Genomic DNA, 25,868 nt, shown 5'->3' with positions numbered 1-25,868 from the left:
CCCCGTGATGACCGGACCGGCTGACAGCCACACACGGATCGGCGACCCGGTCGTGCCCTGACCGCCCGCGTCCTCCGTCCGCGGACCGGCCCCGGCGCGGCGGGCGGCGCCCGCGCTCCTCCGGCCTCGTGCCCACCGCACGAGTCCACGTCTTCCACGGAGGAGAAACATGACCGCACTGTTCAACCACACCATCATCGCCGCCACCGACCGGGTGGCCTCCGCCGCGTTCTACCGCGAGGTCCTGGAGGCACGGCAGGCCCCCTCCTGGGGGCCGTTCACCAACCTCAGCCTGGACGGCGGGGTCCTGCTGCAGTTCGCCGAACCGCCCGTCGAGATCCAGCCGCAGCACTACGCGTTCCTGGTCTCCGAGGACCACTTCGACCGGGCGGTGGCCCGCTTCCGAGCCGAGGGCGTGACCTACTGGGCCGACCCGCAGTGCCGCCGCGAGGGGGAGACCAACACCGAGCACGGCGGACGGGGCGTCTACTTCCGCGACCCCGCCGGGCACGGTCTGGAGCTGACCACCCGTCCCTACCTCTGACGGGTGGCCCGCCGTGCTGCCTTGCTCCGCGATGGGGAGGCAGCACGACGGCCGCGCTGCCTCCGGCACGCGCTCGGCTCACCCGCCGGCGGGCAGCCCGCGCTCGATCCGCACCGCGGCCTCCCGCACCCGCTCGAACCCGACCGGCCTGCGCTCACCGGTCATCGTCACCGGGATGCGGGCGCGCACGTCGGCGCTGGAGGCGGCCACCCGCAGTTCGACCTCGCCCGGGTCCACGCACCGCTCCCCCGCCGCCGTGGTGTACGAGGTCTGGTCGGCGTGGAGGGTGAGGCCCACCACGGCCTCCGAGTGCGGCGCCAGGTCGACGCGGGCCGCCGCGAGGAGGAGCTGCTCGGGGCGGGCGACGCTCGCCACCGGGTCGTGGAGGTAGACCTGGACCACGTCGGACACGGCGACCTCCGCGTCGTTGCGGACCGCGACGCTCACCTCGAAGGTGCCGTCCGTCGCCCACTGTGCCTGCGGGGCGGGCGGGTTCACCGTCCAGAGGGTGGGATGGTAGGAGAGCCCGTGGCCGAAGGGGTACAGCGGCGTGGGGTCCAGGTTGCTGACGCCGCTGCGCCGGCCCAGGGGTGCCGCCAGGTAGCTGGTCGGCTGGTTCGCGCCGTCGCCGGGGAAGCTGACCGGCAGTCGGCCGGCGGGGTCGTTGCGCCCGGACAGGACGTCGGCGAGCGCTGCCGCGCCCTCCTCGCCGGGGAAGAAGCCGCAGACCACCGCGGCCAACCGGTCGTGGAACCGCGCCAGTTCGTAGGGGCGCCCGACCAGCAGGACCAGCACCACCGGGGTACCGGTGGCCAGCAGCGCCTCCAGCAGCTCCTCCTGGCGCCCCGGCAGCCGCAGGTCCGCCGCGTCGCAGCCCTCACCGGAGGTGCCCCTGCCGAACAGTCCCGCCTGGTCGCCGAGGACCGCGACGCACACCTCGGCCTCGGCGGCGGCCCGGGCGGCTTCGGCGATCGACTCCTCGTCGCCGCCGAGGACGGGGCAGCCCTGGGCGTGGGTGACGTAGTAGCCGGCGGGGTCCGTGCGCAGCGCGTCCAGCAGGCTCGGCGCCTCGATGCCGAGCGGCACGTCGGGGTGGTGCACGCCGACGTGCAGCGGGAAGGAGTAGCAGCCCATCAGCGCGCCGCTCTCGGCCGCCCGGGGGCCGACCACGGCCACCCGGGCCCGGGGGGCGAGTGGGAGGGCACCGGTGTTGCGCAGCAGCACCACCGAGCGCCGGGCCAGGTCGCGGGCGAGGGCGCGGTTCTCCTCGGCGTCGAGGACGGGCTCGCCCATCTCGTGGAGGAGCGGCGCCTCGGGGTCCCAGTCGGCGTCGAGGAGGCCGAGCCGGAGCTTCTGCGCCAGGACCCGCCGCACCGACCGGTCCACCAGCGCCTCGTCCACCTCCCCGGCCTCAACGGCGGCGAGCAGGTCCTCGCCGTAGGCGTGCACGGTGGGCAGTTCGACGTCGATGCCGGCGGTGAGGGCGAGCCGGGCCGCTTCGGCGCGGGAGCCGGCCACGTGGTGCAGGGTCTGGAGGAAGGCGACGGAGAAGTAGTCGGCGACGACGGTGCCCTGGAAGCCGTAGGTGTCGCGCAGCACTCCGGTCAGCAGCGCCGGGTCGGCGGCGACCGGGACCCCGTCGATGTCGGCGTAGGAGTTCATCACCGAGTCGGCGCCCGCCAGCAGGGCCATCTCGAACGGCGGGAGGAGCACGTCGGCGACCTCGCGGGGCCCTGCGGAGACGGGCGCCAGGTTGCGGCCGCCGCGGGAGGCGGAGTAGCCCACGAAGTGTTTGAGGGTGGCGACCACGCCCGCGGAGGTCAGGCCCCGCACGTAGGCGGAGCCGATCGTCCCGACCAGCAGCGGGTCCTCGCCTATGGTCTCCTCCACGCGGCCCCAGCGCAGGTCGCGGGTGACGTCGAGGACGGGGGCGAGCCCCTGGTGGATGCCCAGGCGCCGCATGGTGGCGCCGATCTGGGCGCCCATCCGCTCCACCAGCTCCGGGTCGAAACTGGCGCCCCAGCACAGCGGGTTGGGGTAGACGGTGGCCGTCCAGGCCGCGAGCCCGGTCAGGCACTCCTCGTGGACGAGTGCGGGGATGCGGTGCCGGCCGGCGGCGAGCAGCGCCCGCTGGGCCCTGGCCACGCCTGCCGCACCGGTGCGGGGGTCGACGGGTGCGGTGCCGAAGGGGCGGGTGAGCTGCCCGAGGCCCGCCTCGATGAGCTGCTCGTACGGCACGGACAGCGTGGCGTACTCCTGCTGGTGGGGCGCCACCTCCTCGTCTTCGGGCGAGACGCCGACCCAGACGCCGTAGAGCTGGGCGACCTTCTCCCGCAGTGTCATCTCCGCCATGAGGGCGTCGAGGCGCTTGTCTGCCGGGAGAGCGGTGTCCTGCCACGGGGCGGGGGCGGAGCCGAGGTCGGTGGCGGGGTGTGCGGACATGGGTGTGCTCCGTCGGGTGGAGGGCGGTGGGCCGGCGAACGGGTGCGGGGCCCCGCGGCGGGCCGGAACGCCGCGGGGGCCGGGCCGGGCGTCCCGGCGGTCTCCTCAGTGCGGGTCGCAGGGCACGGCGGGTCCTTCGCTGCCGGTGAGGAAGCCGGAGCCGGCCCCCGTGTGCACCTGGCGGACGTGGTGGCGGTGGAGTCGGCGGTCGCCACCGCCGGGGCCCGCGGGGCCCGTCCGCTCCCCGGTGGGGGCCGGCGGCGAGGCGGTCCGGCGGCGCTCCGACGCCCCGTCACCTCGCCCGCCCCGCACCCTTCCCGGGCCCGGGGCCCCCGGCCCGTTCGGTGCGGCGCTCCCACGGGCCGGTCGGTGCGTTCGCGGGCGGCCGGTGACGCCTGCTCCGATCGGGTCCCCATGACACCGCCTCACACCGGCTCGCGGCTGCCGGACGGCGCTTTCCCCGTCCCGCGAAGCCTGGTTCAGAAAGTTTCTACAACCGTTCAGAAATTTCTGCGTCACCGTAAGCCCGCCCCTGCGGGTGGTCAAGAGGAAGCACACGAGCTGTGCCACTGCCGCCTCCGCCGGCCGGCTCGTTGATACCGGCCGGCCTGCGGTTTCACCATGGAGGCCGCCGAAGGGCGGGGCACGGGGAGCCTGAGATTACCGAGGAAAACCCAGAAAGTTGCGAAGCGCGGGTCAGTCGATCCGGGCAGCGAAGGCGTCGTAGGCCCGTGGGTCGAACAGGACGAAGCGGACTTCCGCCACCCGGGCCGGGGTCTGCCGGACGGTGTCGACGGCGATGCGGGCCGCCTCGTCCAGCGGCCAGCCGTAGACGCCCGCGGAGACGGCGGGGAAGGCCACCGCGTGCGCGTCCAGTTCGTCGGCGACCCGCAGCGAGGAGCGGTAGCAGGAGGCCAGGAGGGGGGAGCGGTCCTCGTCCTCGGTGTGGGCGGGGCCCACGGTGTGGATCACCCAGCGGGCCGGCAGTCGCCCGGCGGTGGTGGCCACGGCCTCGCCCGTGGGCAGGCCCTCGCCGTACCGCCCCGCCCGCAACGCGCGGCACTCGGCCAGGATGTCCGGCCCGCCCCTGCGGTGGATCGCACCGTCGACCCCGCCGCCGCCCAGCAGCGAGGAGTTGGCGGCGTTGACGACGGCGTCCACCGACTGCTCGGTGATGTCACCGCGTACCAGGGTGAGGGCGGTCATCAGTTCTCCTTCGCCGGACGGGGGCCGGACCCCAGGCCACTGTGCGCCCCCACCGCCCCGCGTTCCCGGACCGCCACGGCTCACCCGCGCGCCGGCCCCCGGCGCCACCCCTCCGGACGGGGGGCTCAGCGGTCGGTCCGCAGGCTCCGCCACACCTGCCGCGCCGCGTGGTGCCCCGACATGCCGTGGACACCGGGGCCGGGCGGCGCGGACTGGGAGCACAGGAAGACCGCCGGGTGCGCCGTCCGGTAGGGGTTGCGGGTGAGCTTGGGACGCACCAGCATCCGCAGGCCCACCGCGGAGCCGGCGTAGATGTCGCCGCCCACGTAGTTGGCGTTGGCCGCCGCGAACTCGGGCGGGCCGGCGGTGGCGCGGGCCAGCACCAGATCGCGGAAGCCCGGCGCGAACCGTTCCAGTTGCCGCTCCACCGCGTCGGTGAGGTCCCCGCGCCAGCCGTTGGGCACGTGACCGTAGACCCAGAAGGTGTGCTTGCCCGCCGGGGCCCGGGTGTCGTCCACCAGGGAGGGCTGGGCGGCGATCAGCAGCGGCCGGTCGGGGGGCGTACCGTCCACGGCCACCTGCCGCAGCGCGGTGCGGATCTCACCGCTGGACGCCCCGACGTGCACGGTGCCGGCCCGGCGGACGGGCTCGGCGGTCCACGGAACGGGCCCGTCCAGCGCATAGTCGATCTTGAAGACACCGGGGCCGTACCGCGTGCCGGTGTAGGCGTCACCGAGTCCGGCGATGCGGGCCATCGCGGTCGGGGAAGTGTCGAAGAGGTACGCGCGGGCGGGCGGCAGGTCGTCCAGACGCTTGACCTCGAACCCGGTGTGGACCTCCCCGCCGTGCTCGCGCAGCAGGGAGGTGAGGGCGTCGGAGAGGGCCTGGGAGCCGCCGCGCGGCATCGGCCAGCCGCCGTGGTGCGCCGCGAGGGCGAACATCAGCGCGGCGCCGGCGGTCCCGATCGCGCCGGTGGGCGCGATGAGGTGCCCGGCCATGCCGGCCAGCAGCGCGCGGGCCCGGTCGTCGCGGAAGCGGCGGCCCAGCACGTCCACCGGGAGGCCGGCGACCAGGCCGAACCGGGCGTAGCGCACGGGGTCGCGGGGCAGGCCGAGCCACTGGGTGCGCAGGAAGTCCGCGGCCAGCGTGTCCCAGTGCCCCACGAACGGGGCGACGAGCCGTCGGTAGGTGCCTGCGTCGCGGGGGCCGAGCGACATCGCGGTCTCGCCCACCGAGCCGGTCAGGACGGCGGCGGTGCCGTCGGCGAGCGGCTGGGCCATGGCGATGTCGGCGTGGAGCCAGGTCAGGCCGTGCCGGGCGAGCGGCATGGCGGCGAAGGCCGGGGAGCCGATCGCCATGGGGTGCACCGCCGAGCACGTGTCGTGGCGGAAGCCGGGGAGGGTCAGCTCCGCCGTGCGGGCCCCGCCGCCGACCGTCTCGCGCGCCTCGAACACCTCCACGGACATGCCCCGGCGGGCCAGCTCCACGGCGGCTGTCAGCCCGTTGGGGCCGGCCCCGACCACCACTGCGTCGAGCACGGACGTCACCGTGTCACTCCCCTCGTAGGCGACCTCGGTGCCGACGGTCAGTCACCGGCCGCCAGCAGGCCGAGGATACGCCGCACCACCGACGTGTCACGCGCCGCGGTGAAGGGCAGGGCGTTGCCGCCGGCGAGGCGGAAGGGGCGGCCCGCGGCGGTGGCGCTCGCCCCGCCGGCCTCGTGGACCAGCAGCAGCCCGGCCGCATGGTCCCAGGGCTTCTCCCAGCCGAAGACGACGCCGGCCAGCTCCCCGCACGCCACCTTCAGGTACTCCAGTCCGGCCGATCCGCACGGGCGCGGCGCGACTCCCGGCACGTCGAGCCGGGCGAGCGTCGCCTTCTCGGCGTCGGTGGTGAAGAGGGGGTGCGAGGTGGCCACTTCGAGGCCGGCGCCCGGTGGCGGCGACCCGGCGGTCAGCCGCCGGCCGGCCAGCCACGCCCCGCCGCCGCGCACGGCCGTCGCCATCAGGCCGAGGGCGGGTGCGTAGGTCCAGGAGGCGAGGACCTCCCCGTGGTGGGCCAGGGCGACGAGGGTGGCGAAGCCGGGGTCGCCGTGGACGAACTGGCGGGTGCCGTCGACCGGGTCGACGATCCACACCGGGTCGGTGCCGTCGAGCGCGTCGAGCAGCAGCGGGTCGGCGTGGACCGCCTCCTCCCCGACGACGCGGGAGCCGGGCAGGAGCCGGGTCAGCGCCTCGGTCAGCTGCAACTCCGCGAGCCGGTCGGCGACGGTGACGAGGTCGTGGGGGCCGTCCTTCTGCTCGACCTCCACGGCGGTGAGCCGCCGGAAGCGGGGGACCACCTGGTCCCGGGCCGCGTCCCGGATCGCCTGCTCCACGGCGGCCAGGTCGACGGCGTCGAGGGGGTCGGGTGCGGCGGACGGCGGGCCGGGGCGGGCGCCCGGTGCAGGGTGCGGTGTTCCGGACATGTCCCCATCGAACCACGTGCCCCACGGCTGCCGGCCCAACGGCCGCCTGCTCCGAGGTGAACAGCAGGTTGCCACCGCCCGCCCCCCACTCGCCCCCGGTCCTCCCCTCCCCTACCCTCGCGGTCATGAGCGGTACCGACGCCTTCCCCGAACCTCCCGGGCACGTTACGCGACGGGCGGGGGCCCTGCCCGAGGACGGGGCCGAACCCGCCGCGTCGCCGGCCGGCGAGCGACCCCTGGTGGCGCTGCTGACCGGCGCCGGCATCTCCACCGACTCCGGCATCCCCGACTACCGGGGGCCGAACGGCGTGTGGCGGCGCGACCCGGAGGCCGAGAAGCTCGTCACCTACGACCTCTACATGACCGACCCCGGCATCCGGCGCCGCTCCTGGCAGATGCGCCGCACCAGCCCGGCGCTGCGGGCCCGGCCCAACGCGGCCCACGAGGCGGTGGTGGAGCTGGAGCGCGCGGGCGTGCCGGTACGCGTGATCACCCAGAACGTCGACGGGCTCCACCAGCGCGCCGGACTGCCCGACCGCAAGGTTTTGGAGCTGCACGGCACGGCACGCACGGTGGTGTGCACGGTCTGTGACCGGCGGGCACCCATGGCGCGGGAACTGGAGCGGGTCGAGGCGGGCGAGGCCGATCCGCGGTGCCCGGAGTGCGGCGGCATCCAGAAGTCGGCGACCGTCATGTTCGGCCAGCAGCTCGACCCGCAGGTCCTGACCGCCGCGGTGACCGTGGCGAAGGCCTGCGACGTCTTCCTCGCGGTGGGCACCAGCCTGTCGGTCCAGCCCGCCGCCTCCCTGGCCGGTCTCGCCGCCGAGCACGGGGCGCGGCTGGTGATCGTCAACGCCGAGCCGACGCCCTACGACGAGGTCGCCGACGAGGTGGTGCGCGAGCCGATCGGGACGGCCCTGCCCCGCCTGCTCCGCGAGATCGCCGCGAGCGGCCGGCAGAACGGCTGAGACGTCACCGCCGACGCTCCGGGCACTCCTTCACCCTTCCGGGTGCTCCGCGCCCACCTGCTGGAATGCGCACGGGCGCGGCGCGGTTGGCCATGGTGTCGTGGAGGGCGCAGGCCGTCGGTGGTCGTCCCGCAGCGGGACACGAGGAGGGAGCGTGCCGTGACCGCACAGCACCACGGTGAGTACAAGGTGCCGGGCGGCAAGCTCGTGGTCGTCGACCTGGAGGTCGAGCGCGGCGTGCTGCGCCACGTACGCGTGGCGGGTGACTTCTTCCTGGAGCCGGACGAGGCGCTGGACGCCATCAACGACGCGCTGGAGGGCGCCCCCGCCGACGTCGACGCGCGGGGGCTCGCCGCCCGCATCGACACGGCCCTGCCACCCGGCGCGGCACTGATCGGTTTCACCAGCGAGGCGGTCGGCATCGCGGTGCGCCGTGCCGTCGCGCGGGCCACCGACTGGACGGACTTCGACTGGCGCGTCGTCCACGCCGAGCCGCAGCCCCCGGCCCTCCACATGGCGCTCGACGAGGTCCTGGCCACCGAGGTGGCGGCGGGCCGGCGCGAGCCCACCCTGCGGGTCTGGGAGTGGGACCGGCCCGCGGTGATCATCGGCAGTTTCCAGTCGCTGCGCAACGAGGTCGATCCGGAGGGCGCCCGCCGGCACGGCGCCACCGTCGTGCGGCGCATCAGCGGCGGCGGGGCCATGTACGTCGAGCCGGGCAACACCATCACCTACTCGCTGTGCGTGCCCGCCTCCCTCGTCCAGGGCCTGACCTTCGCCGAGAGCTACGCCTACCTCGACGACTGGGTCCTCACGGCGCTGGGCGACATGGGCATCACCGCCTGGTACAAGCCCCTCAACGACATCGCCACCGAGGCCGGGAAGATCGCCGGGGCCGCCCAGAAGCGCCTGGCCACGGGTGCGGGGGCCGTACTGCACCACGTGACGATGTCGTACGACATCGACGCCGAGAAGATGACCGACGTCCTGCGCATCGGCCGGGAGAAGCTCTCGGACAAGGGCATCGCCAGCGCGAAGAAGCGGGTGGACCCGCTGCGCCGCCAGACCGGTCTGCCCCGCGCCGAGGTGATCGACCGGATGATCGCTTCCTTCCGCGCCCGCTACGGCGGGCGGGACGACACCGTCACCGACCAGGAGATGACCCGCGCCCAGGAGCTGGCCGCGGGGAAGTTCTCCTCGCCGGAGTGGACGGCGCGGGTGCCGTGAGAGGGCCCGCGTCACGGGCCGGAGGGGCCCGGGGTCAGGACCCGGCCAGGTACTCCATCTCGTACTCCCCGCCCACCTCGCGGGTGCGCGCGAACCCGGCCCTGCGGTAGAACGCCTCGGCGCGGGCGTTGTCCCGGTGCACGAACAGCCGGACCTGCCGCACGCCCTCGCGACTCAGGCCCCACTCCACGGCCGCCCGCAGCAGAGCCGGTGCCAGGGTCCCGCCCCGGTGCTCCGGCCGGACGAAGACGCCGACGACGTGCGCCTGGCGCTGTTCGACGCGCTCCCCGAGGAAGTCCTTCTCCCCCGCCTCCTCGACCAGGACGGTCATCGTGCCGGCCCAGTCGCCCGCCGGGCCCTCGGCCACGAACTGACATGCGCCGGCCTCGGCCGCGGCCCGGGCGGTGCGGGCGCGCCAGAACTCCTCGGGCCGGGCCTGTGCCTCCTCGTAGGTCTCCAGGAAGGCGATGGGGGCCACCGGATCACGCAGCGCGGCGAGCCGGAACTCCTTGGCGGTGGCCCATTCCTCGGCCCTCACCGGCCTGATCACGTAGTCAGCGTTCATGGGGCCATGTTCCGTTCGGCCCTCAGGCGCTCACAACCGGTTTCGGGGTGAGGTCCGGCACGCGGTGGCCGGAGTGGGGACCGCCGCGCCCACTGCCCCGCGCGGGGGCGGACAGGTGGGCGCGGCGGGGAGCGGAGGTGCCGGGCACCCGGGCGGAGAAGAGGCCCGGGTGCCCGGCCGTTCGGTGGCGGGGCGGTCAGTTCAGGTGGAACTTCTGGGCGTCCGCCCCGTTGCAGTCCCAGATCTGCAGGCGTGTGCCGTTGGCCGTGGCGCCACTCGGGTCGTCCAGGCACCGGCCCGACTGCGGGTTGAGGAAGGAGCCGTCGGACTGCTGCACCCACTTCTGCCCGCCGACGCCGTTGCAGTCCCACAGCTCGACCTTGGTGCCGGCGGCGGTGCCGTTGCCGTTGATGTCCAGGCAGCGGCCGAGGGTGCGCAGCGTGCTGTCGGCGGGGTGGGACCAGTGCTGGTCCTCGGCGTACTTCTGGCAGTCCCACAGCTGCACGGCCGAACCGTTGGTGCCGGTGTCGTCCGCGGCCACGTCGACGCACTTGCCGCCGGGGCCGGTGAACTTGTGCTGGTCACCGTTGGGTTCGTCGGTGGCGCCGGAGTAGCCGACCGAGGTGATGTTGGCCTGCACGGCGTTCTCGGCGGCGTCGCTCGGGTAGCCGGAGACCATCACGCCCTCGAAGAAGGTGCCCATGTTCCAGTTGCTGTTGTCACCGCCGGTGCCCAGGATGATGCCGCCCTCCTGGTGCATGGGCTGGTAGCCGCCTCTGGTGGGCAGGGCCCCGTCCCACCAGGTGGTCAGGCCCCCGGAGGTGGAGTCACCGCCCTTGAGCGCGTACCGGGTCTGCCCGTTGTTCTTCAGCATGGCGGTGACGTAGGGCGTGCTGTTGCCGCGGTTGGCGGTGTTGGAGCCGTTGTCGCCCTGGAACATGCCGTTCTCCATGTCGGCCTCCACCCACGGCCCCGAACCGGTGCAGGGCGCGAAGTAGCAGGTGGTGGCGATGGAGACGGCGTCCATGTGGCCGTTGCCGGTGTCCGCCGCGGTCCTCTCGGCGTTGCCGTAGTCGAAGCAGCAGGCGGACCCGACGTGGGTGCCGCTGGCGACCATGTAGGCGCCCTCGGCCTGGCCGTTGACCGCCACCCCGGAGGCCACACCGGTGTAGCGGTAGCCGACGCCGGGCGAGATCCACACGCCGTAGACCTTGTGCCCGCCGGCCGTCACCGCGATCTCGCTCGCGTCCGCGGGCCGGTCGGCGCCCATGCCGGCGGTGCCGGCGGGCCCGGGGGTGAGGTCGTTGTGGCGTGCGGTCTGGTCGTAGATCTTGGTGATGGTGCAGGTGGTGTTCTGGCAGAACGTGTCCTGGGCGGCGGCGTTCGCGTAGCCGCCCTGCGCCAGCAGCCCGATGTCCTTGGTCGCGTTGTCGGAGGCGCGTTTCACCTGGTACAGCGGGCCGTTGTAGGAGGCGAGGAGGGCCCGCACGGTGCTGTGTGCGGCGACGCAGGGGGTGCCTGCGCTTCCGTAGGTGTCGCACGGGAGGGCGGAGGCCGCATGGGAGAGACCGGGGAGGCTCATCAGCGCGCCGAGTACGAGCGCCAGGGTGGCGAGGACCGGGAGAAGGGCTCGGTGCGGTCGGCGCGCGGCCGCCCCCGGTCCCGGGGTGTACGCCGCCGGACCGTTTCCGGTGGGGGGAGCTGTTCTGCGCATGGTGTGCTCCTGGGAGGAGGAATGGAGCTCCAAGTCAGCCTGATCTCAGGCGAGTTGACGGGGTCAACCGGGTCGCAAGGTAGCCCCGGTGTTTGATCCCGTCAATGTTTGTTGCTTTCGTACGAGTCCCTTTGGTCGAACGTTTGGAATTACCGGGCCGTCAGTGCAGCGTCCACCGGGGGGTTGACCACCACGACATGCATGCCGTGGTCCCTGGGCTGCCCGGGTACACCGCGGCCGGCTCCGCCGCCCTGCCCCGTGCCGTACAGCGAACCGGCCAGGTGCACCTGACACCGCCGACCCCTTATTGACTCGACTCCTCCCCGCCCTTCCCGGTAGATCTCCCTCATGAGCTCTCCACACCGCCCCGGCCCCACCGCCTCCGACCCCGCCCGTGACCCCGCCCCGCCCCACGACGTCTCGCCCGAGGACGTGGCCCCCGACGGCCTGCTGCCCGCGACCCGCCGGGCGCTGCTGCACCGGGTGGCGGTCGAGCAGGCCGAGGGCCGGGCTCCCTCGGTGGTGGGGGCGGTGATGCGCGGCGGCCGGATGGTCTGGTCGGGCGCGCGCAGCGGCGTCGCCGGGGAGGTCCCGGACGCGGAGACCCAGTACCGCATCGGGTCGATCACCAAGCCGTTCACCGCCGTCGCGGTCCTGCGGCTGCGCGACGAGGGCCTTCTCGACCTCGCCGACCCGCTGGAGCGTCACGTGCCGGGCACCCCGGTGGGCGAGGTGACGCTGGCCCAGCTCCTGAGCCATACCGCCGGCCTGGCCGCGGAGACCCCCGGCCAGTGGTGGGAGCGGTCGGACAGCGCGCTGCGCCCGGACCTGGCGAGCGTGCTGGGAGCAGCACCCGTACTGCACCCGGCAGGCCGTCGTCACCACTACTCCAACCCCGGATACACGCTGCTGGGTTCCGTGGTGGAGGCGGTGCGGGGGGCGCCCTGGGCGGAGGTGGTGCGCGAGGAGGTCTGCCTGCCCCTGGGTATGACGCGTACCACGGCCCGTCCGGTGGCGCCGCACGCCGACGGTTGGGCGGTCCACCCGTGGGCGGACGTGATGCTGCCGGAGCCCGCGCGGGACCTGGGTGTGATGGCGGCGGCCGGCCAGCTCTGGTCGACCGCGGCGGACCTGTGCCGGTTCGCCGCCTTCCTGGCCCGCGGTGACGAGCGGGTGCTGAGCGCCGACTCGGTGCGGGAGATGCGCACGCCGGGCGCTCCCCCGGAGCCCGAGGGCTGGGACGCCGGCTACGGTCTGGGCCTGCAGGTGGTGCGGCGTCAGGGCCGGACCCTGACCGGGCACGGCGGCTCGCTGCCCGGCTTCCTCGCCGGGGTGTGGCTGAGCACCGAGGACGACGTCGCCGGTGTGGCCCTGGCCAACGCCACCTCGGGGCCGGGCACCGGGGTGCTGGCGGCCGACCTGGTGCGGATCGTCGCCGAGGCCGAGCCGCGCGTGCCGGAGCCCTGGCGTCCGCTGACCGAGGTCGACCCGGCGCTGCTCGATCTGACGGGTTTCTGGTACTGGGGGACGGCCGCCGTGGTCCTGCGTCTGGCCCCGGAGGGCTGGGTGGAGCTGGGCCCGGTGGACGGCGGGGGCCGCGGTTCGCGGTTCCGTCCCGAGGGGGACGGCACCTGGCGGGGCCTTGACGGTTACTACGCGGGCGAGACCCTGCGCGTGGTGCGGCACGAGGGCGCGGTGAGCCACCTCGACCTGGGCTCGTTCGTCTTCACCCGGCGCCCCTACGAGCCACACGGGTCGGTGCCGGGCGGTGTGGACGAGCAGGGGTGGCGGGCGCTGCCGTAGGGCTCGGGCCACCGGCCACCCCCGCAGGCGGGAGGCCCGCACACCCCGGCCGGGGCGCCCACCGGCCCGGCCGGGGCGCGGGCACGACCGGGACCGGTGCGGTGCCTGGGGCATGCCTGGACTCCGCGGGCGCGCCGGTCCGCTCACGTCCCGCCCAGCACCGGCACCACGTGTTCCCCGTAGGCGTCGATCACGGCCTCCTTCGCGTCGTGCATGGCGTAGAGGGCGAACTGGTCGACGCCCAGGTCCCGCAGCTCCTGCAGGCGCTCCAGGTGGTGTGCGACGGGGCCCAGCAGGCAGAACCGGTCGATGATCTCGTCGGGCACGAACGCGGCATCGGGGTTGCCGGCCCGTCCGTGGTGGGCGTAGTCGTAGTCGCCGCGCTCCGCGACGTAGGCGGTGAGGGATTCGGGCACCACGCCGGAGGAGACGCCGTAGCGGCGGACGAGGTCGGCGACATGGTTGCCGACCATGCCGCCGAACCAGCGGCACTGGTCCCTGGCGTGCCCGAGGTCGTCGCCGACGTAGGCCGGGGCGGCGACGCAGACGGTGATCTCCGAGGGGTCGCGCCCGGCCTCGACCGCGGCGGTGCGTACCGCCTGCACCATCCAGCGGGTGAGGAAGGGGTCGGCGAGCTGGAGGATGAAGCCGTCGGCGAGCCGGCCGGCCATGGCGAGTGACTTGGGGCCGTAGGCGGCGACCCAGACGGGCAGGCGGGAGTCGCGCACCCACGGCAGGCGCAGGGGGCGGCCGTCGACGAGGGCCTCGCGTCCCTCGGCCAGGTCGCGGATGATGCCGACGGCCTCACCGAGCCGAGTGACGGTGACGGGGGCCCGTCCGGCGACACGCATCGCCGAGTCGCCGCGCCCGATGCCGCAGACGGTGCGGTTGCCGTACATCTCGTTGAGGGTGGCGAAGGTAGAGGCGGTGACCTCCAGGGTGCGCGTGGCCGGGTTGGTGACCATGGGGCCGACCACGAGCCGGTCGGTGTGGTCCAGGATCCGGCTGTGGATGACGAAGGGCTCCTGCCACAGCACGGCGCTGTCGAAGGTCCAGCCGTGGCGGAAGCCGGCGCGTTCCGCGCGGCGCATGAGACCGACGACGCCCGCACCGGGCGGATCGGTCTGGAGGACGATGCCGAAGTCCACGACGGGCACGCTCCTGGGGTTCGCCGCCGCGCGGGCGGCGGGGGACGGAGGGCCCGGCCCGGCTGCCGGCGGCGACGGGGCGCGGGCCTGGAGCGGGGGTCTACCCACAGAGGTGGCGGTGCCAAGCCCGCCCGGCGGAAAGAACGCCGGTTCGGGTGACGGACGCCCACGGGGAACCGCGCAACCCAGGACCGGCAGGGCGAGGCGAGGCGGCGGGGCGGCATGTCGCGTGCCGCCCCGCCGCCCCGGTGACCCCGTGTGCCGATGTGGCCGAGGTGACTGGTGCGGCCCTGACTGGGCCCGGCAATCGGGCACGGCCCGCCCCGGTGGTGCCGGGCCGCGGGAGGCCCCCTCCGCGTCTCGGGCACCGGAGGGCGGAAGGCAGGTCGGTCTCCTCCTGGCCGCTGCCCCACCTCGCCCGTTCCGGCACGAGGGAGGTCACCGCCTCAGTCGCCCGGTCCGCCGGAGGGGTGGCGGCCGTGCGGCGCGGTAGGGCTCGGGGTGGTGGCGTTCCAGGAGGCGAGGAGGCGCAGGGCGTCGTGGGAGGGTGTGCCGGGTTCGGCGGTCCAGACGACGAGTTGCTGGCCGGGGTCACCGGCGCAGGAGAGGGCGTCCCAGTCGAGGGTGAGCTCGCCCGCGACCGGATGGCGCAGCGCCTTGCTGCCCCTGGTACGGCGGGCGACGCGGTGATCCCCCCACCAGTGACGGAAGTCGTCGCTCGCGATGGACAGTTCGCCCACCAGCCGTTGCATGGGCTGGTCCTGCGGGTGGCGTCCGGCCTTCCTCCGCAGCATCGCCACGCAGTCGCGCGCGACGTCCGCCCACTGCGTGTGGAGGTGTCTCAGCGCCGGGTCGGAGAAGAGCAGCCAGGCGTAGGTGCGGTGGTCCCGCGGAACGGCGGAGAAGTCGGTGAGCAGGCCACCCTGGTCGACGTGGTGCCCGAGACGGTCGACGACTCGACCCCGGCGCTCGCGCGGGAGTTCCACGACTACTACAGGACGCCGCGCGGCCACCACCCGCGCGCCACCAACAGGTACGTGCTGCGCAGCGTCGACCAGCTCGACCAGTTCGACGCCTACGCGGACGTCGACAAGATCGCCCCGCGCCCGCTGCTGATGATCGCCGGCAGCGAGGCCGCGACGCTCCCGTTCAGCCAGGACGCCGTCGCCCGGGCCGGCGCCGGCGCCGAGCTCTTCCTCGTCGAGGGCGCGACCCACATGGACCTCTACGACCGGGAGGAGGCCGTCACCCCCGCGGTCGCCAGGCTCACCGAGTTCTTCGGCAAGCACCTGTGGGCGCTGCCCTGCGGCCGCGGTGAGGCGGGAAGCGGAGTCGGCGGTGCGTCGGCGCGGCTGTGGGCGGGGGCGGTCAGGACGTCCGGCGCCGGGCCACGCCTCGCAGGAGGCGGCGCCGCTGCTCCTCGTCCGTGGCCGCCTCCACCGCGGCCAGGGCCATGGCCACGGCCCCGTCCAGTACGGCCCGGTCGGCGCCCGGGCTGGTGCCGGAGGCCGCGAAGCCGGCGGTGTGCTGGCGGGCGCCACCGGTGTCGTAGCCGATCGTGGGGTGGATGGCCGGCAGGAGACGGGAGACGTTGCCCATGTCCGTGGAGGCCGTCAGTTCACCGTGCCGGGCCACCGGGTCGCGGCCCAGCGACCGTGCCGCCCGCAGGTAGGCCTCCGTCAGGAAGGAGTCCTGACGCAGCTCCGCGAAGTCCGCACCGTGCGGTGTCAGCTCCAGCCGGGCGCCGGTGGCCAGTGCCCCGGCCTCGAAACAGGCCCGGACCCGGGCGCGGGCCGCCTCCAGCTGCTCCGCGGTGGGGGCGCGCAGTTCGTAGCGGGCCCGGGTGAGGGCGGGGACGACGTTCGGGGCCTGCCCGCCGTCGGTGACGACCCCGTGCACCAGGGTGCCGGGCGGGAGGTGCTGGCGCAGCAGGCCGATCGCGTTCTGGGCGACGGTGAGTGCGTCCAGCGCGTTGACGCCCTCCCAGGGCGCCAGGGCGGCGTGGGCCGACCTGCCGTGGTAGGTCACGTCCCAGGCGCCGATGGCCAGGGACGAGGCGCCGACGCTGTCCTCGGGGGCGGCGTGGACCATCATGGCCGCCGCCACGTCGTCGAAGACCCCGGCGTCCAGGAGGAGTGCCTTGCCGCCGATGTCCTCCTCGGCCGGGGTGCCGACGAGTTTTACGGTGACGCCGACCCGGTCCGCCACGGCCGCCAGGCCCAGGGCCGCGCCGACCGCCGCCGCGCCGTTGACGTTGTGTCCGCAGGCGTGGCCGATGTCGGGCAGCGCGTCGTACTCCGCGCACAGCGCGATCGTCAGCTCGCCGGAGCCGTAGCGGGCGACCAGCGCGGTGGGCAGGTCCGCGACCCCCCGGGTCACCGCGAACCCGGCCTGCCGCAGGAGGCCGGCCACCTTGGCGGCCGACCGGTGCTCGTGCAGTGCGGTCTCGGGCTCTGCGTGCAGGCTGTGGCTCAGGGCCAGCAGCCTCTCGCTCCACTCCCCCACGGCCTCGCGCACCGCTGCGGCCGTACCGCTCCGATCAGCAGCCACCGTCTTCTCCACCGGCCTCTCCACCGTCTTCTCCACCTTCGGTTCCTCTCCCCGGGTCCTGGGCCGCGTCATGCGGCGTCTGCGTTCGGCGCCGGCAGCAGGGGGGCCTGCGCCGGGGCGGGGGGCGCGCCGTGCCGTCGCCCGCGGAAGGCCAGGCCCATGGCCGCGCCGAGCAGGGCGACGCCTGCGCACACCCCCCAACTCCACTGGTAGCCCGCGAGGGTGAGGTGGCCGTCCGCGCCCGCCGACTGGTGGCCGGCGAACAGGGCGCCGATGACGGCGGCACCGATGGCGGCACCGAGGGAGAGCGCGAGTTCGTTGATCCCGACGGAGAGCGCCGTCTCCTCCTCGGCGACGACCTCGGCCGCCAGCGAGCGGGTGACCGCCTCGAAGACGCCGGTGGCCAGGCCCACCAGGAGGGCCCCGGTCAGGTACTGCGGCAGCGAGCCGTGGAAGCAGAGCAGGCCGAGGAAACCGGCCGCGCACAGGACGCCTCCGGTGGCCAGTGCGGCCCGGTCGCCGACGTGCCGGGCCAGCCGTGGCGTCACGGTGGAGCCCAGGCAGCCGGCCACCACCATGGCGAGCGAGACCAGCGCGATGGCCTGCGAGCCCAGCCCCATCCCGAAGCCGGCCCGAGCGGGGTCGGTGCCCAGGAACACGGAGTTGGCCCCGAGGAAGCCGATGGTGCCGAAGGCGAGACAGAAGGTGTGGACGTTGACCACCGCGAGCCGTGACCCGCGCAGCAGCCGTACGTCCACCAGCGGGTGCGCGGACCGGTGCTCGACCCACACCCACAGGGCGAGGAGGGCCAGGGCCAGTGCGGCCAGGCCCACGACCTCGGGCGTGCCCCAGCCCCAGGTGCCGCCCTGGGCCAGCACGAGGACCAGGGCGACCAGCCCGAGGGTGAGCAGGGTCGCCGCCCCGAGGTGGAAGTGGCCGCGGCGCGGCGCCGTGCTGTCGGGCAGCAGGGCCGCGGCGGCCAGCGCCAGGGCGGCGACCGGGACGGCCGTCCACAGGCCCGCCACCGCGTGCCGTTCGCTGAGCGAGCCCGCCACCAGGCCGCCCGCGCCGATCGAGACGAGCAGCGCCCCGACGAGCACCGAGATGCCGGTGCGGCCGTACTCCGGGGCGCGGGAGCGCAGGATGCCCGCGAGCAGCGGGAAGAAGCCGACCACAGCCCCCTGCAGGGTCATGCCGGCCGTCAGGGTCGCGGTCGTCGGCCACACCGCCATCAGCAGCGAGCCGCCCGCCACCATCGCCACGGCGACCCGCAGCAGCCTGCGGTGCCCGTACAGGTCGCCCAGCTTCGACAGCAGCGGCGTCATCACCGCGAACGCGAGCTGGGACAGGAGGTAGAGGTTGTTCTGTCCGACGCCGCCCACGCCGATGTGCCGGCCGATCCCCGGCAGGAGCGGGGTCAGGTACCCCTGGACGACGCCGCTGCAGACCACGACGACCGCCATGGTCGCCAGCAGCCCCCGGCCCGAACCGATGCCTCTGGCCACAGTTCCCTCACCCCTTCTGGTGGCTTGAACCCGACGTGGCGGCTACTGTGCGGCCACGTCCGGGAAGTGGCCGGAAGTTCGAGGGAATCGTGCGTGGAAGCCGGGGAGAATGCGGGAATCAGTCATCGCCAGCGAACTGGACCTCGCTCTCGTCCACGCCCTCCAGCTGCGGCCCCGCGCGTCCTGGGCGGAGCTGGCCCAGCCGGTCGGTGCCGGCCCCGGCACCCTGGCGCGGCGCTGGGAGCGGCTGAGCGGGGACGGGCTGGCCTGGGTGTACGCGGCACCGGGGCGGGAGTTCCCGCGTACCCGCTGCACCGCGTTCGTCCGGGTCCGGTGCCGGCCGGGGGCCCGGCAGCGCCTCGCCGCCCTGCTGAGCGAGTGCACGGAGGTGGCCACGGTCGAACTCACCGCCTCCCGGGACGCGGGGCTGCTGCTCGACGTCCTCACCCCCGGCCTGCCGGCGCTGACGCGGTTCGTCACCGGGCGTCTGGAGGCGATGCCCGGTGTCACGGACGTCGACTGCCTGGTCGCCACCTCGCTGTCCGTGGAGGGGAGCCGCTGGCGGCTGCGTTCGCTGGGCCCGGCGCAACTGGCGGAGCTGGGCAGGCCGGGCAGCGGTCAGCGCGCCCCGGGTGCGGCCGTCGCGCTGGACGCCCTCGACCACGCCCTGCTCGACGCCTTGGTGTGTGACGGCCGCCTGGGGTTCGCCGCGCTCGCCGCGCGGACCGGGGCCAGCGCGGCGACGGTGCGGCGCAGGGTCAGCCGGCTGACCGGCACCGGAGTGATCACCTTCCGCTGCGACATGGCCGACGGACTGGCCGGGGCACCCGTCCCCGTCACCTTCCTGGGCCGCGCCCCCGCCCGCGACGTGTCCGGCATCCACCGCACACTCGCCGCCCTCCCCGAGTGCCGCGTCGTCGCCGCCGTCTCCGGCCCCGACAACATCCTCGCCACCCTCTGGCTACCGGATCTGGGTGACGTCCAGCGCCGCGAGACCGCGCTGGGCGCCCGGCTGCCGTCCCTCACCGTCACCGACCGCATCGTCGGCCTGCGCACGGTCAAGCGGATGGGCCACCTTCTCGACGCCGACGGCCGCCGTACCGGGGTGCGCCCCATCCGCCCCTGGTAGCCGCGGGGCGGTCAGCCGAGGTACTGGCAGGTGGACCGGGGCGTGTAGAGGCCGTGTCCGGCGCGGCCGGTGAAGGTGCCCCGGTCGACGACCACCTCGCCGCGGGAGAGGACAGTCTCGACGCGGCCGGTGATGCGCCGGCCCTCGTAGGGCGAGTAGTCGACGTTCATGTGGTGCGTCGCGGCGGAGAGCGTCTGCTGGGCGTGCGGGTCGTAGACGACGAGGTCGGCGTCGGTGCCCGGGGCGATGGTGCCCTTCTTGGGGTAGAGGCCGAACATCCTGGCCGGTGCGGCGCAGGCGACCTCGATCCAGCGGCGGCGGGTGAGGTGCCCGTCGACGACGGCCTGGTGCAGCAGGTCCATACGGTTCTCCACGCCCGGCAGGCCGTTGGGGATCTTCGAGAAGTCGCCCCGGCCGAGTTCCTTCTGCCCGGAGAAGCAGAACGGGCAGTGGTCGGTGGAGACCACCTGGAGGGCGTCGGTGCGCAGGCCCCGCCAGAGCGCGGCCTGGTGTTCGCGCGGACGCAGCGGGGTGGAGCACACGTACTTGGCGCCCTCGAAGCCGGGCTCCGCGAGGTTGTCGGTGGACAGGAAGAGGTACTGGGGGCAGGTCTCGCCGAAGACGGGCAGCCCCGTGGCGCGGGCCGAGGCCAGTTCCGCCACGGCCTCCTCGGCCGAGACGTGCACGACGTACAGCGGCGCCCCGGCGACGCGGGCGAGCTGGATCGCCCGGTGGGTGGCCTCGGCCTCCAGCAGCACCTTGCGGACCTCGCCGTGTTGGCGGGGGTCGGTGCGGCCCTCGGCGAGCGCCTGCTCGACCAGGACGTCGATGGCGATGCCGTTCTCGGCGTGCACCATGACCAGGCTGCCGTTGCCGGCGGAGCGCTGCATGGCGCGCAGGATCTGCCCGTCGTCGCTGTAGAAGACGCCGGGGTAGGCCATGAACAGCTTGAAGGAGGTCAGTCCTTCCTCGACGAGCCGGTCCGTCTCCTTCAGCGTCGAGGCGTTGACGTCCGTCACGATCATGTGGAAGGCGTAGTCGATCGCGCACTTCCCGTCCGCCTTGGCGTGCCAGGTGTCCAGGCCCGCCCGCAGCGCCTGACCCCTGGTCTGCACCGCGAAGTCGACGATCGTCGTGGTCCCGCCCCACGCCGCGGCCTGCGTCCCGGTCTCGAAGGTGTCGCTGGCGCGGGTGCCGCCGAAGGGGAACTCCATGTGCGTGTGCGCGTCGACGCCGCCCGGGATCACGTACTTGTGCGTCGCGTCGATGACGCGGTCGGCGCCGGCGGTCCAGCCGGCGACCGTGTCGTGGCCGTGTTCGGCGAGTGCGGCGATCCGGCCGCCCTCGACGAGGACGTCGGCGTGGAGTTCCTCGGCCGCGGTGACCACCAGCCCACCTCGGATGACGGTACGGGACATGGCGCTCGACTTCCTTCCCCTGCTCGGTGGGTGGTCGTCGCGGGTGCCGCCGCGCGACGTGGACGTGGTGGGTGGCGCCCGGTCAGCGGGTGGTGGGGTGGGCCGTGAGGGTTTCCTCGACCTCGTGCAGCGCCTCGGCGAGCGCCTGCGCCCCCTCCTCGGCCTCCGCGACGGTCAGCGTCAGGGGCGGGGCGATGCGCAGTACCGCGCCGTCCGGTCCGCCCCGGCCGAGGAGCAGGCCGCGTTCCCGGGCGGCCTCCAGGACGAGGGCGGCGGCCCGCGGGGAGGTGGTGTCGGTGCCGGGTTCGACGAGTTCGAGGCCGATCATCAGGCCGCGTCCCCGTACCTCGCGGACGGTGCTCAGCCCGGCGGTGACGGCCCGCAGGCGCTCGATGAGGAGGCCGCCGACCCGGCGGGCGTTGCCCTGGAGGTCGTGGTCGAGGAGGTGGGTGAGGTTGGCGAGGGCGGCGGCCATGGTGACGGGTGAGCCGCCGAAGGTGGAGATCGACTGTGCGGGCAGACTGTCCATGATCTCGGCGCGGGCCACGACGCCGCCCACCGACATGCCGTTGCCGATTCCCTTGGCGAAGGTCAGCAGGTCCGGCGGGCCGTTCTGGGCGTGGGCCTGCCAGCCCCAGAAGTGGTCACCGGTCCGTCCCCAGCCGGTCTGCACCTCGTCGCTGATCCACAGGATGCCGTGCTGGTCGAGGACTTCGCGGAAGGCGCCGAGGAGGCCGTCGGGAGGCATCGTGAAACCGCCCACGCCCTGTACGGGTTCGGCGATGAACGCGGCAACGCCCCGCGCCGTCTGGTCGAGCATGTCGTGCAGGTCGGCGACGCAGGCCGCGGTGAACTCGGCGTCCGGCAGGTGCGCGAAGGGACCGCGGGTGCGCACCCCGCCGTGGACGTGGAGGGTCTGCAGCGGGGAGAGGGCGGTGGGCGACCAGTGGGCGTTCCCGGTCAGGCCGACGGTGGCGAAGGAGCGCCCGTGGTAGCTGTTGCGCAGCGCCAGCACCTGGTGGGAGCGGCGGTGGCAGGTGGCCAGCAGCAGCGCGGCGTCGTTGGCCTCGGTGCCGGAGGTGGTGAAGAAGACGCGGGCGTCGGGGATGCCGGAGAGGTGGGCGATGCGCTCGGCCAGCTCCACCATGGGGCGGGAGAGGTAGAGGGTGGAGGTGTGCAGGATGCGTGCGGCCTGCTCGGTCACGGCGGCGGTGACCTCGGGCAGTGCGTGGGCGGTCGCCGTGGTGAGGATGCCGCCGAAGAAGTCGAGGTAGCGGCGGCCGGTGGAGTCCCAGACGTGGCGGCCCCGGCCGTGGGTGAGCTCCAGGGGCCGGGCGTAGTAGAGACCGAGCCAGGCCGGCATGACGGCGCGGTGGCGGGCGTGCAGGGCGGCCGCGTCGTCGGTGGGGCCGCCGGGGGGCGGGGGTGGGGCGGCGGTCACGGGCGGACCAGGTCGTCGTAGGCGTCGGGGCGGCGGTCGCGGTAGAAGGCCCACTCCTGCCGGACCTCCTGGATGCGGCCCAGGTCGAGGTCGCGGACGAGGAGTTCCTCCTGGGAGTCGCTGGCCACGTCGCCGACGAACTGGCCCCGGGGGTCGACGAAGTAGCTGGTGCCGTAGAAGTCGTTGTCGCCGTAGGACTCCACGCCGACACGGTTGATGGCGGCGACGTAGTACTGGTTGGCGACGGCTGCCGCGGGTTGCTCCAGCCGCCACAGGTGGGAGGAGAGGCCGCGAGAGGTGGCGGAGGGGTTGTAGACGATCTGCGCTCCGGCGAGGCCGAGTTGGCGCCAGCCCTCCGGGAAGTGCCGGTCGTAGCAGATGTAGACGCCGACGCGGCCGACGGCGGTGTCGAAGACCGGCCAGCCGAGGTTGCCGGGACGGAAGTAGTACTTCTCCCAGAAGCCGGGGAGCTGGGGGATGTGGTGCTTGCGGTAGGTGCCCAGGACGGTGCCGTCGGCGTCGATGACGGCGGCGGTGTTGTAGTAGAACCCGGGCGCCTCATCCTCGAAGACGGGGGCGACCACCACCATCGCGGTCTCGCGGGCCAGCGACCTCATCCGTGTGAGGGTGGGCCCGCCGGGCACCGGTTCCGCCCAGCGGTAGTGCTCGGCTTCCTGCACCTGGCAGAAGTAGGGCGCGTTGAAGACCTCCTGGAACCCGATGATGCGGGCGCCCTGGGCGGCGGCGGCCCGGGCGTGTTCCTCGTGCTTGCTGATCATCGAGTCGGTGTCGCCCGTCCAGGTCGCCTGGACCAGTGCGGCACGTACGACCTCGGCCATGTGCTGCTCCTTCGTGGGGGACGTCGGCACACGCGTGTCCGCGGTGGCCGCCGGTCGGCGGCCTCGCGACACGAATGCCGACCGTAAGCCCCGTCACGTACGGTGGCAAGGGCATCGCAGGGCGTACAGGCGTGTCGGTCGGTCCACCGTCCGGGACCCCGGTGGCGGCCGGAAGTGGTGGCGGACACGGGCGGGACCTGCGGGTGACGCGGGCGCGGGAGCGTAGTCCCGCAGGCAAACTTGCAAGGCAACCTGTCGAACTCCTAGGCTGACGGACATGCCCGAACCAGATTCCGAACAGCTGGCCGTCGATCTCGGCGCGGCCGTGTCGCAGCTCATGCGGCACCTGCGGGCGGCGTCCGCCGAGGGGGAGCTGACCCCCTCGCAGCGTTCCGCGATGGCCCGGCTGGCCGGTGGCGGGCCGACGACCACGGCTGCCCTGGCCCGGGCCGAGCTGGTCCGCCCCCAGTCGATGCGGATGACGCTCGGCGCGCTGGAGGAACGCGAGCTGGTGACGCGCAGCCCGCACCCCACCGACGGCAGGCAGGTCGTCTTCTCGCTGACCGAGGAGGGCCGCGAGGTCCTGGAGAGCGTCCGCCGCGCCAAGCGGGACTGGCTCGCCGTGGCCGTGGCCGAGCAGCTGACCGCCGGCGAGCGGGCCACCCTCGCCGAGGCCACCGCGCTGATGCGCCGGCTGGTGACGGAGTGAGCGCCCGGCCCGCCCCGGCCGGGGCGACGGGCGGCGGCAGGGACTTCAGCGCCCGGCTGATGACGCCGCTGCTGCTCGGTTCCGTCCTCAACCCGATCAACACCACCATGATCTCCACCGGTCTGGTGGCGATCGGTCGTGACTTCGGGGTCGGCCCCGCCGGTACGTCCTGGCTGGTGGCCGTCCTCTACCTGGCGTGCGCGGTGGCGCAGCCGGCCGCGGGACGGATCGCGGACCTCTTCGGGCCCCGGCGGGCCTTTCTCTGCGGGCTGGTGCTGGTCGTCGCCGCGGGCCTGGTGGGCGCGCTGGCGCCCGGCTTCGGCTGGCTGCTGGCCTCCCGGCTGCTGCTGGGCGTCGGCACGTCCACCGCCTACCCCTCCGCGCTGGCGATGCTGCGGGCGAGGTCACGGCAGGTCGGACGGCCGGCGCCGCGCAGCGTGCTCGGGCTGCTGTCGCTGGCGGGCATGTCCAGCGCCGCCGTCGGGCCCGTGCTCGGCGGCGTGCTGACGGCCACCACCGGCTGGCGGGGCATCTTCGCCGTCAACGTGCCGCTCGCCCTGCTGGGCCTGGTGCTGGCCGTCGTGTGGCTGCCCCGGGACCAGCCCCGCAGCGCACGGCAGGCGGACGGGGCCGGCTCCGGGGTGCGCGAGCTGGACCCGCTGGGCATGCTGCTCTTCTTCCTCACCCTGGTCCCGGGGATGTTCTTCCTCCTGGACCTCGCCCACCCGGCCTGGTACCTGCTGCCGGTCGTGGTGGTCGTCGGCGCGGTCTTCACCCGGTGGCAGCTGCGGCGTCCGCGGCCCTTCCTGGACCTGCGCTCGCTCGGCTCCAACCGGGCACTGACGACGACCTACCTGCGGCACGGCCTGAGCTACCTGGTCATCTACTGCGTGATGTACGGCTTCACGCAGTGGCTGGAGGAGGGCCACGGCCTCTCCTCCTTCCACACCGGCCTGACCATGCTGCCCATGTCGGTGACGGCGGCCGTCTGCTCCCTCCTCGGCGCCCGCACCAGAGGCATCCGTGCGCCGCTGACCACGGCTGCCGTCCTGCTGGCGGGTGGCAGTGCGCTGCTGGCCGTCACCGGTTCCGGTGCCCCCTGGGTGGTGCTGCTGCTGGCCGGCGCGCTCTTCGGTGTGCCGCAGGGCCTGGTCTCCACCGGCAACCAGGCGGCGGTCTACTCCCAGTCGCCGCCGGAGGGCACGGGCTCGGCCGCCGGTCTGCAGCGCAGCGCCCAGTACCTGGGCGCCATCACCGCCGCGAGCCTGATCGCGCTCTTCTACGGGCAGCGCGCCGACGACGCCGGCCTGCACGAGTTGGCCCTGGTCACCGGCGTGCTGAGCCTCGTCCTGATCGTCCTCACCGTCACCGACAGGGCGCTGCGCCGCCCCAGGAGCGGCCAGGCGCCCCCGCCGGCCCCGGCCTCGAAGAGCCCGGCCGGCACCGTGCCCCGCCCCGCGGACCCGGCCGAGCCGACCGCGGCCCCCTCTGCCACCGGTTGCCGCACCCCCGCCCCGCGGGAACCCGGCACCCGTGCCTGACCCGGCCGTCCGGCCGCGTCCGGAAAATCCCTCGCACCACAGGAGTCATCCCATGACCGCCACCACCCTCGACCCGACCACGGCCCTCGTCCTGGTCGACCTCCAGAAGGGCATCACGGCCCTGCCCGTCGCCCACCCCGCGGCCGAGATCGTCGCGCGCTCGGCCCGTCTGGCCGCGGCCTTCCGGGCGAAGGGCCTGCCGGTCGTGCTGGTCAACGTGACCGGTGGCGCCCCGGGCCGCACCGAAGGCGGCTCGCAGGGCGGCAACCCGCCCGCCGACTGGGCCGACCTGGTCCCCGAGCTGGACGCCCAGCCCGACGACATCCGCGTCACCAAGAAGGTCTGGGGCGCCTTCCACGGCACCAACCTCGACCTGGAGCTGCGCCGCCTGGGCGTGACCCAGGTCGTGGTGGCCGGCATCGCCACCAGCATCGGTGTGGAGTCCACCGCCCGCGCCGCCTACGAGCACGGCTACCACGTCACGGTCGCCACCGACGCGGTGACGGACATGAACGAGGAGGCGCACGAGAACAGCGTCGCCCGCATCTTCCCGCGCCTCGGTGAGACCGACACCACCGACGCGATCATCAAGCTGCTGGGCTGAGTTCCGGCGCGGACAGCGGGCGGCCCCGGGGACCTGTGTCCCCGGGGC

21 protein-coding genes are annotated in these 25,868 nt (G+C 74.4%); 8 read left to right on the top strand and 13 right to left on the bottom strand.

The genetic code is table 11. The features are described from left to right. Positions 1–169 precede the first annotated feature (169 nt). Complete coding sequence (locus tag ACFV3R_RS30480) at positions 170–544, top strand: VOC family protein (RefSeq protein WP_385589876.1); 375 nt, start codon at positions 170–172, stop codon at positions 542–544. Positions 545–622: 78 nt separating this feature from the next. Here ACFV3R_RS30480 and ACFV3R_RS30475 read toward each other — a convergent pair whose 3' ends face one another. The 4 genes from ACFV3R_RS30475 to ACFV3R_RS30460 all read right to left on the bottom strand — a co-directional run bounded on the left by ACFV3R_RS30475 (position 623) and on the right by ACFV3R_RS30460 (position 6,659). Beyond that, complete coding sequence (locus ACFV3R_RS30475) at positions 623–2,986, bottom strand: beta-glucosidase (RefSeq protein WP_385589874.1); 2,364 nt, start codon at positions 2,984–2,986, stop codon at positions 623–625. Positions 2,987–3,682: 696 nt separating this feature from the next. Next, positions 3,683–4,192, bottom strand: a complete 510-nt coding sequence (locus ACFV3R_RS30470; protein ID WP_385589872.1) for an O-acetyl-ADP-ribose deacetylase — start codon at positions 4,190–4,192, stop codon at positions 3,683–3,685. 125 nt (positions 4,193–4,317) lie between these two features. Further along, positions 4,318–5,739 carry a phytoene desaturase family protein gene (locus tag ACFV3R_RS30465; RefSeq protein WP_385589870.1) on the bottom strand — a complete coding sequence of 474 codons (1,422 nt, stop codon included), beginning with the start codon at positions 5,737–5,739 and terminating at the stop codon, positions 4,318–4,320. A 38-nt stretch (positions 5,740–5,777) separates the two neighbouring features. Beyond that, positions 5,778–6,659, bottom strand: a complete 882-nt coding sequence (locus ACFV3R_RS30460) for an inositol monophosphatase family protein (protein WP_385589868.1) — start codon at positions 6,657–6,659, stop codon at positions 5,778–5,780. 125 nt (positions 6,660–6,784) lie between these two features. Here ACFV3R_RS30460 and ACFV3R_RS30455 point away from each other — a divergent pair, with 125 nt between their 5' ends. Then, on the top strand, positions 6,785–7,627 hold the full coding sequence (locus ACFV3R_RS30455) for an NAD-dependent deacetylase (protein WP_385589866.1): 843 nt from the start codon (positions 6,785–6,787) through the stop codon (positions 7,625–7,627). A gap of 159 nt (positions 7,628–7,786) precedes the next feature. Then, positions 7,787–8,854 carry a biotin/lipoate A/B protein ligase family protein gene (locus ACFV3R_RS30450; RefSeq protein WP_385589864.1) on the top strand — a complete coding sequence of 356 codons (1,068 nt, stop codon included), beginning with the start codon at positions 7,787–7,789 and terminating at the stop codon, positions 8,852–8,854. A gap of 34 nt (positions 8,855–8,888) precedes the next feature. Here ACFV3R_RS30450 and ACFV3R_RS30445 read toward each other — a convergent pair whose 3' ends face one another. Both ACFV3R_RS30445 and ACFV3R_RS30440 read right to left on the bottom strand, forming a co-directional pair. Then, positions 8,889–9,419: a GNAT family N-acetyltransferase gene (locus ACFV3R_RS30445; protein WP_385589862.1), complete on the bottom strand. Its 531-nt coding sequence runs from the start codon at positions 9,417–9,419 to the stop codon at positions 8,889–8,891. Positions 9,420–9,615: 196 nt separating this feature from the next. Continuing rightward, complete coding sequence (locus tag ACFV3R_RS30440; protein WP_385589860.1) at positions 9,616–11,133, bottom strand: arabinofuranosidase catalytic domain-containing protein; 1,518 nt, start codon at positions 11,131–11,133, stop codon at positions 9,616–9,618. Positions 11,134–11,481: 348 nt separating this feature from the next. Between ACFV3R_RS30440 and ACFV3R_RS30435 the strand changes: the two genes are divergently transcribed. Next, positions 11,482–12,936: a serine hydrolase domain-containing protein gene (locus ACFV3R_RS30435; protein WP_385589858.1), complete on the top strand. Its 1,455-nt coding sequence runs from the start codon at positions 11,482–11,484 to the stop codon at positions 12,934–12,936. A 143-nt stretch (positions 12,937–13,079) separates the two neighbouring features. Here the strand turns inward: ACFV3R_RS30435 and ACFV3R_RS30430 are convergent, their stop codons facing one another. The 4 genes from ACFV3R_RS30430 to ACFV3R_RS30415 all read right to left on the bottom strand — a co-directional run bounded on the left by ACFV3R_RS30430 (position 13,080) and on the right by ACFV3R_RS30415 (position 18,139). After that, the gene (locus tag ACFV3R_RS30430) at positions 13,080–14,084 is read right to left on the bottom strand and encodes a TIGR03842 family LLM class F420-dependent oxidoreductase (RefSeq protein WP_385589856.1); all 1,005 of its coding nucleotides are present in this window, start codon (positions 14,082–14,084) and stop codon (positions 13,080–13,082) included. Between the two features lie 446 nt (positions 14,085–14,530). Further along, positions 14,531–15,301 carry a hypothetical protein gene (locus tag ACFV3R_RS30425; RefSeq protein WP_385589854.1) on the bottom strand — a complete coding sequence of 257 codons (771 nt, stop codon included), beginning with the start codon at positions 15,299–15,301 and terminating at the stop codon, positions 14,531–14,533. A gap of 151 nt (positions 15,302–15,452) precedes the next feature. Continuing rightward, positions 15,453–16,670 carry an amidohydrolase gene (locus ACFV3R_RS30420; protein WP_385589852.1) on the bottom strand — a complete coding sequence of 406 codons (1,218 nt, stop codon included), beginning with the start codon at positions 16,668–16,670 and terminating at the stop codon, positions 15,453–15,455. Positions 16,671–16,702: 32 nt separating this feature from the next. Next, positions 16,703–18,139 (bottom strand): MFS transporter, encoded by a 1,437-nt coding sequence (locus ACFV3R_RS30415; protein WP_385589850.1) that lies wholly within the window; start codon positions 18,137–18,139, stop codon positions 16,703–16,705. Between the two features lie 109 nt (positions 18,140–18,248). Here ACFV3R_RS30415 and ACFV3R_RS30410 point away from each other — a divergent pair, with 109 nt between their 5' ends. Beyond that, positions 18,249–19,268: an Lrp/AsnC family transcriptional regulator gene (locus tag ACFV3R_RS30410; protein ID WP_385589848.1), complete on the top strand. Its 1,020-nt coding sequence runs from the start codon at positions 18,249–18,251 to the stop codon at positions 19,266–19,268. A gap of 11 nt (positions 19,269–19,279) precedes the next feature. On the opposite strand, the gene hydA is transcribed toward ACFV3R_RS30410, so the two are convergent. The 3 genes from hydA to ACFV3R_RS30395 all read right to left on the bottom strand — a co-directional run bounded on the left by hydA (position 19,280) and on the right by ACFV3R_RS30395 (position 22,966). Continuing rightward, the gene (gene hydA, locus ACFV3R_RS30405) at positions 19,280–20,686 is read right to left on the bottom strand and encodes a dihydropyrimidinase (RefSeq protein WP_385589846.1); all 1,407 of its coding nucleotides are present in this window, start codon (positions 20,684–20,686) and stop codon (positions 19,280–19,282) included. Positions 20,687–20,768: 82 nt separating this feature from the next. Beyond that, positions 20,769–22,049 (bottom strand): aspartate aminotransferase family protein, encoded by a 1,281-nt coding sequence (locus tag ACFV3R_RS30400; RefSeq protein WP_385589914.1) that lies wholly within the window; start codon positions 22,047–22,049, stop codon positions 20,769–20,771. Positions 22,050–22,123: 74 nt separating this feature from the next. Beyond that, positions 22,124–22,966 carry a nitrilase-related carbon-nitrogen hydrolase gene (locus ACFV3R_RS30395; protein ID WP_385589844.1) on the bottom strand — a complete coding sequence of 281 codons (843 nt, stop codon included), beginning with the start codon at positions 22,964–22,966 and terminating at the stop codon, positions 22,124–22,126. A 277-nt stretch (positions 22,967–23,243) separates the two neighbouring features. Here ACFV3R_RS30395 and ACFV3R_RS30390 point away from each other — a divergent pair, with 277 nt between their 5' ends. Genes ACFV3R_RS30390 through ACFV3R_RS30380 form a run of 3 tightly spaced genes read left to right on the top strand, consistent with a single transcriptional unit; the run spans position 23,244 to position 25,820 of the window. After that, positions 23,244–23,675 (top strand): MarR family winged helix-turn-helix transcriptional regulator, encoded by a 432-nt coding sequence (locus ACFV3R_RS30390; RefSeq protein WP_385589842.1) that lies wholly within the window; start codon positions 23,244–23,246, stop codon positions 23,673–23,675. Beyond that, positions 23,672–25,216 carry an MFS transporter gene (locus tag ACFV3R_RS30385; RefSeq protein WP_385589840.1) on the top strand — a complete coding sequence of 515 codons (1,545 nt, stop codon included), beginning with the start codon at positions 23,672–23,674 and terminating at the stop codon, positions 25,214–25,216. Before ACFV3R_RS30390 ends, ACFV3R_RS30385 begins: the two co-directional genes overlap by 4 nt. Before the next feature lie 52 nt (positions 25,217–25,268). Further along, entirely contained in the window at positions 25,269–25,820 is a 552-nt protein-coding gene (locus ACFV3R_RS30380; RefSeq protein WP_385589838.1) for an isochorismatase family protein, read from the top strand. Positions 25,821–25,868 lie beyond the last annotated feature (48 nt).

The sequence above is a fragment of the Streptomyces sp. NPDC059740 genome (assembly GCF_042733155.1).
In the GTDB taxonomy this organism is placed as follows: domain Bacteria; phylum Actinomycetota; class Actinomycetes; order Streptomycetales; family Streptomycetaceae; genus Streptomyces.
This window is presented reverse-complemented; position numbering and strand designations above follow the sequence as displayed.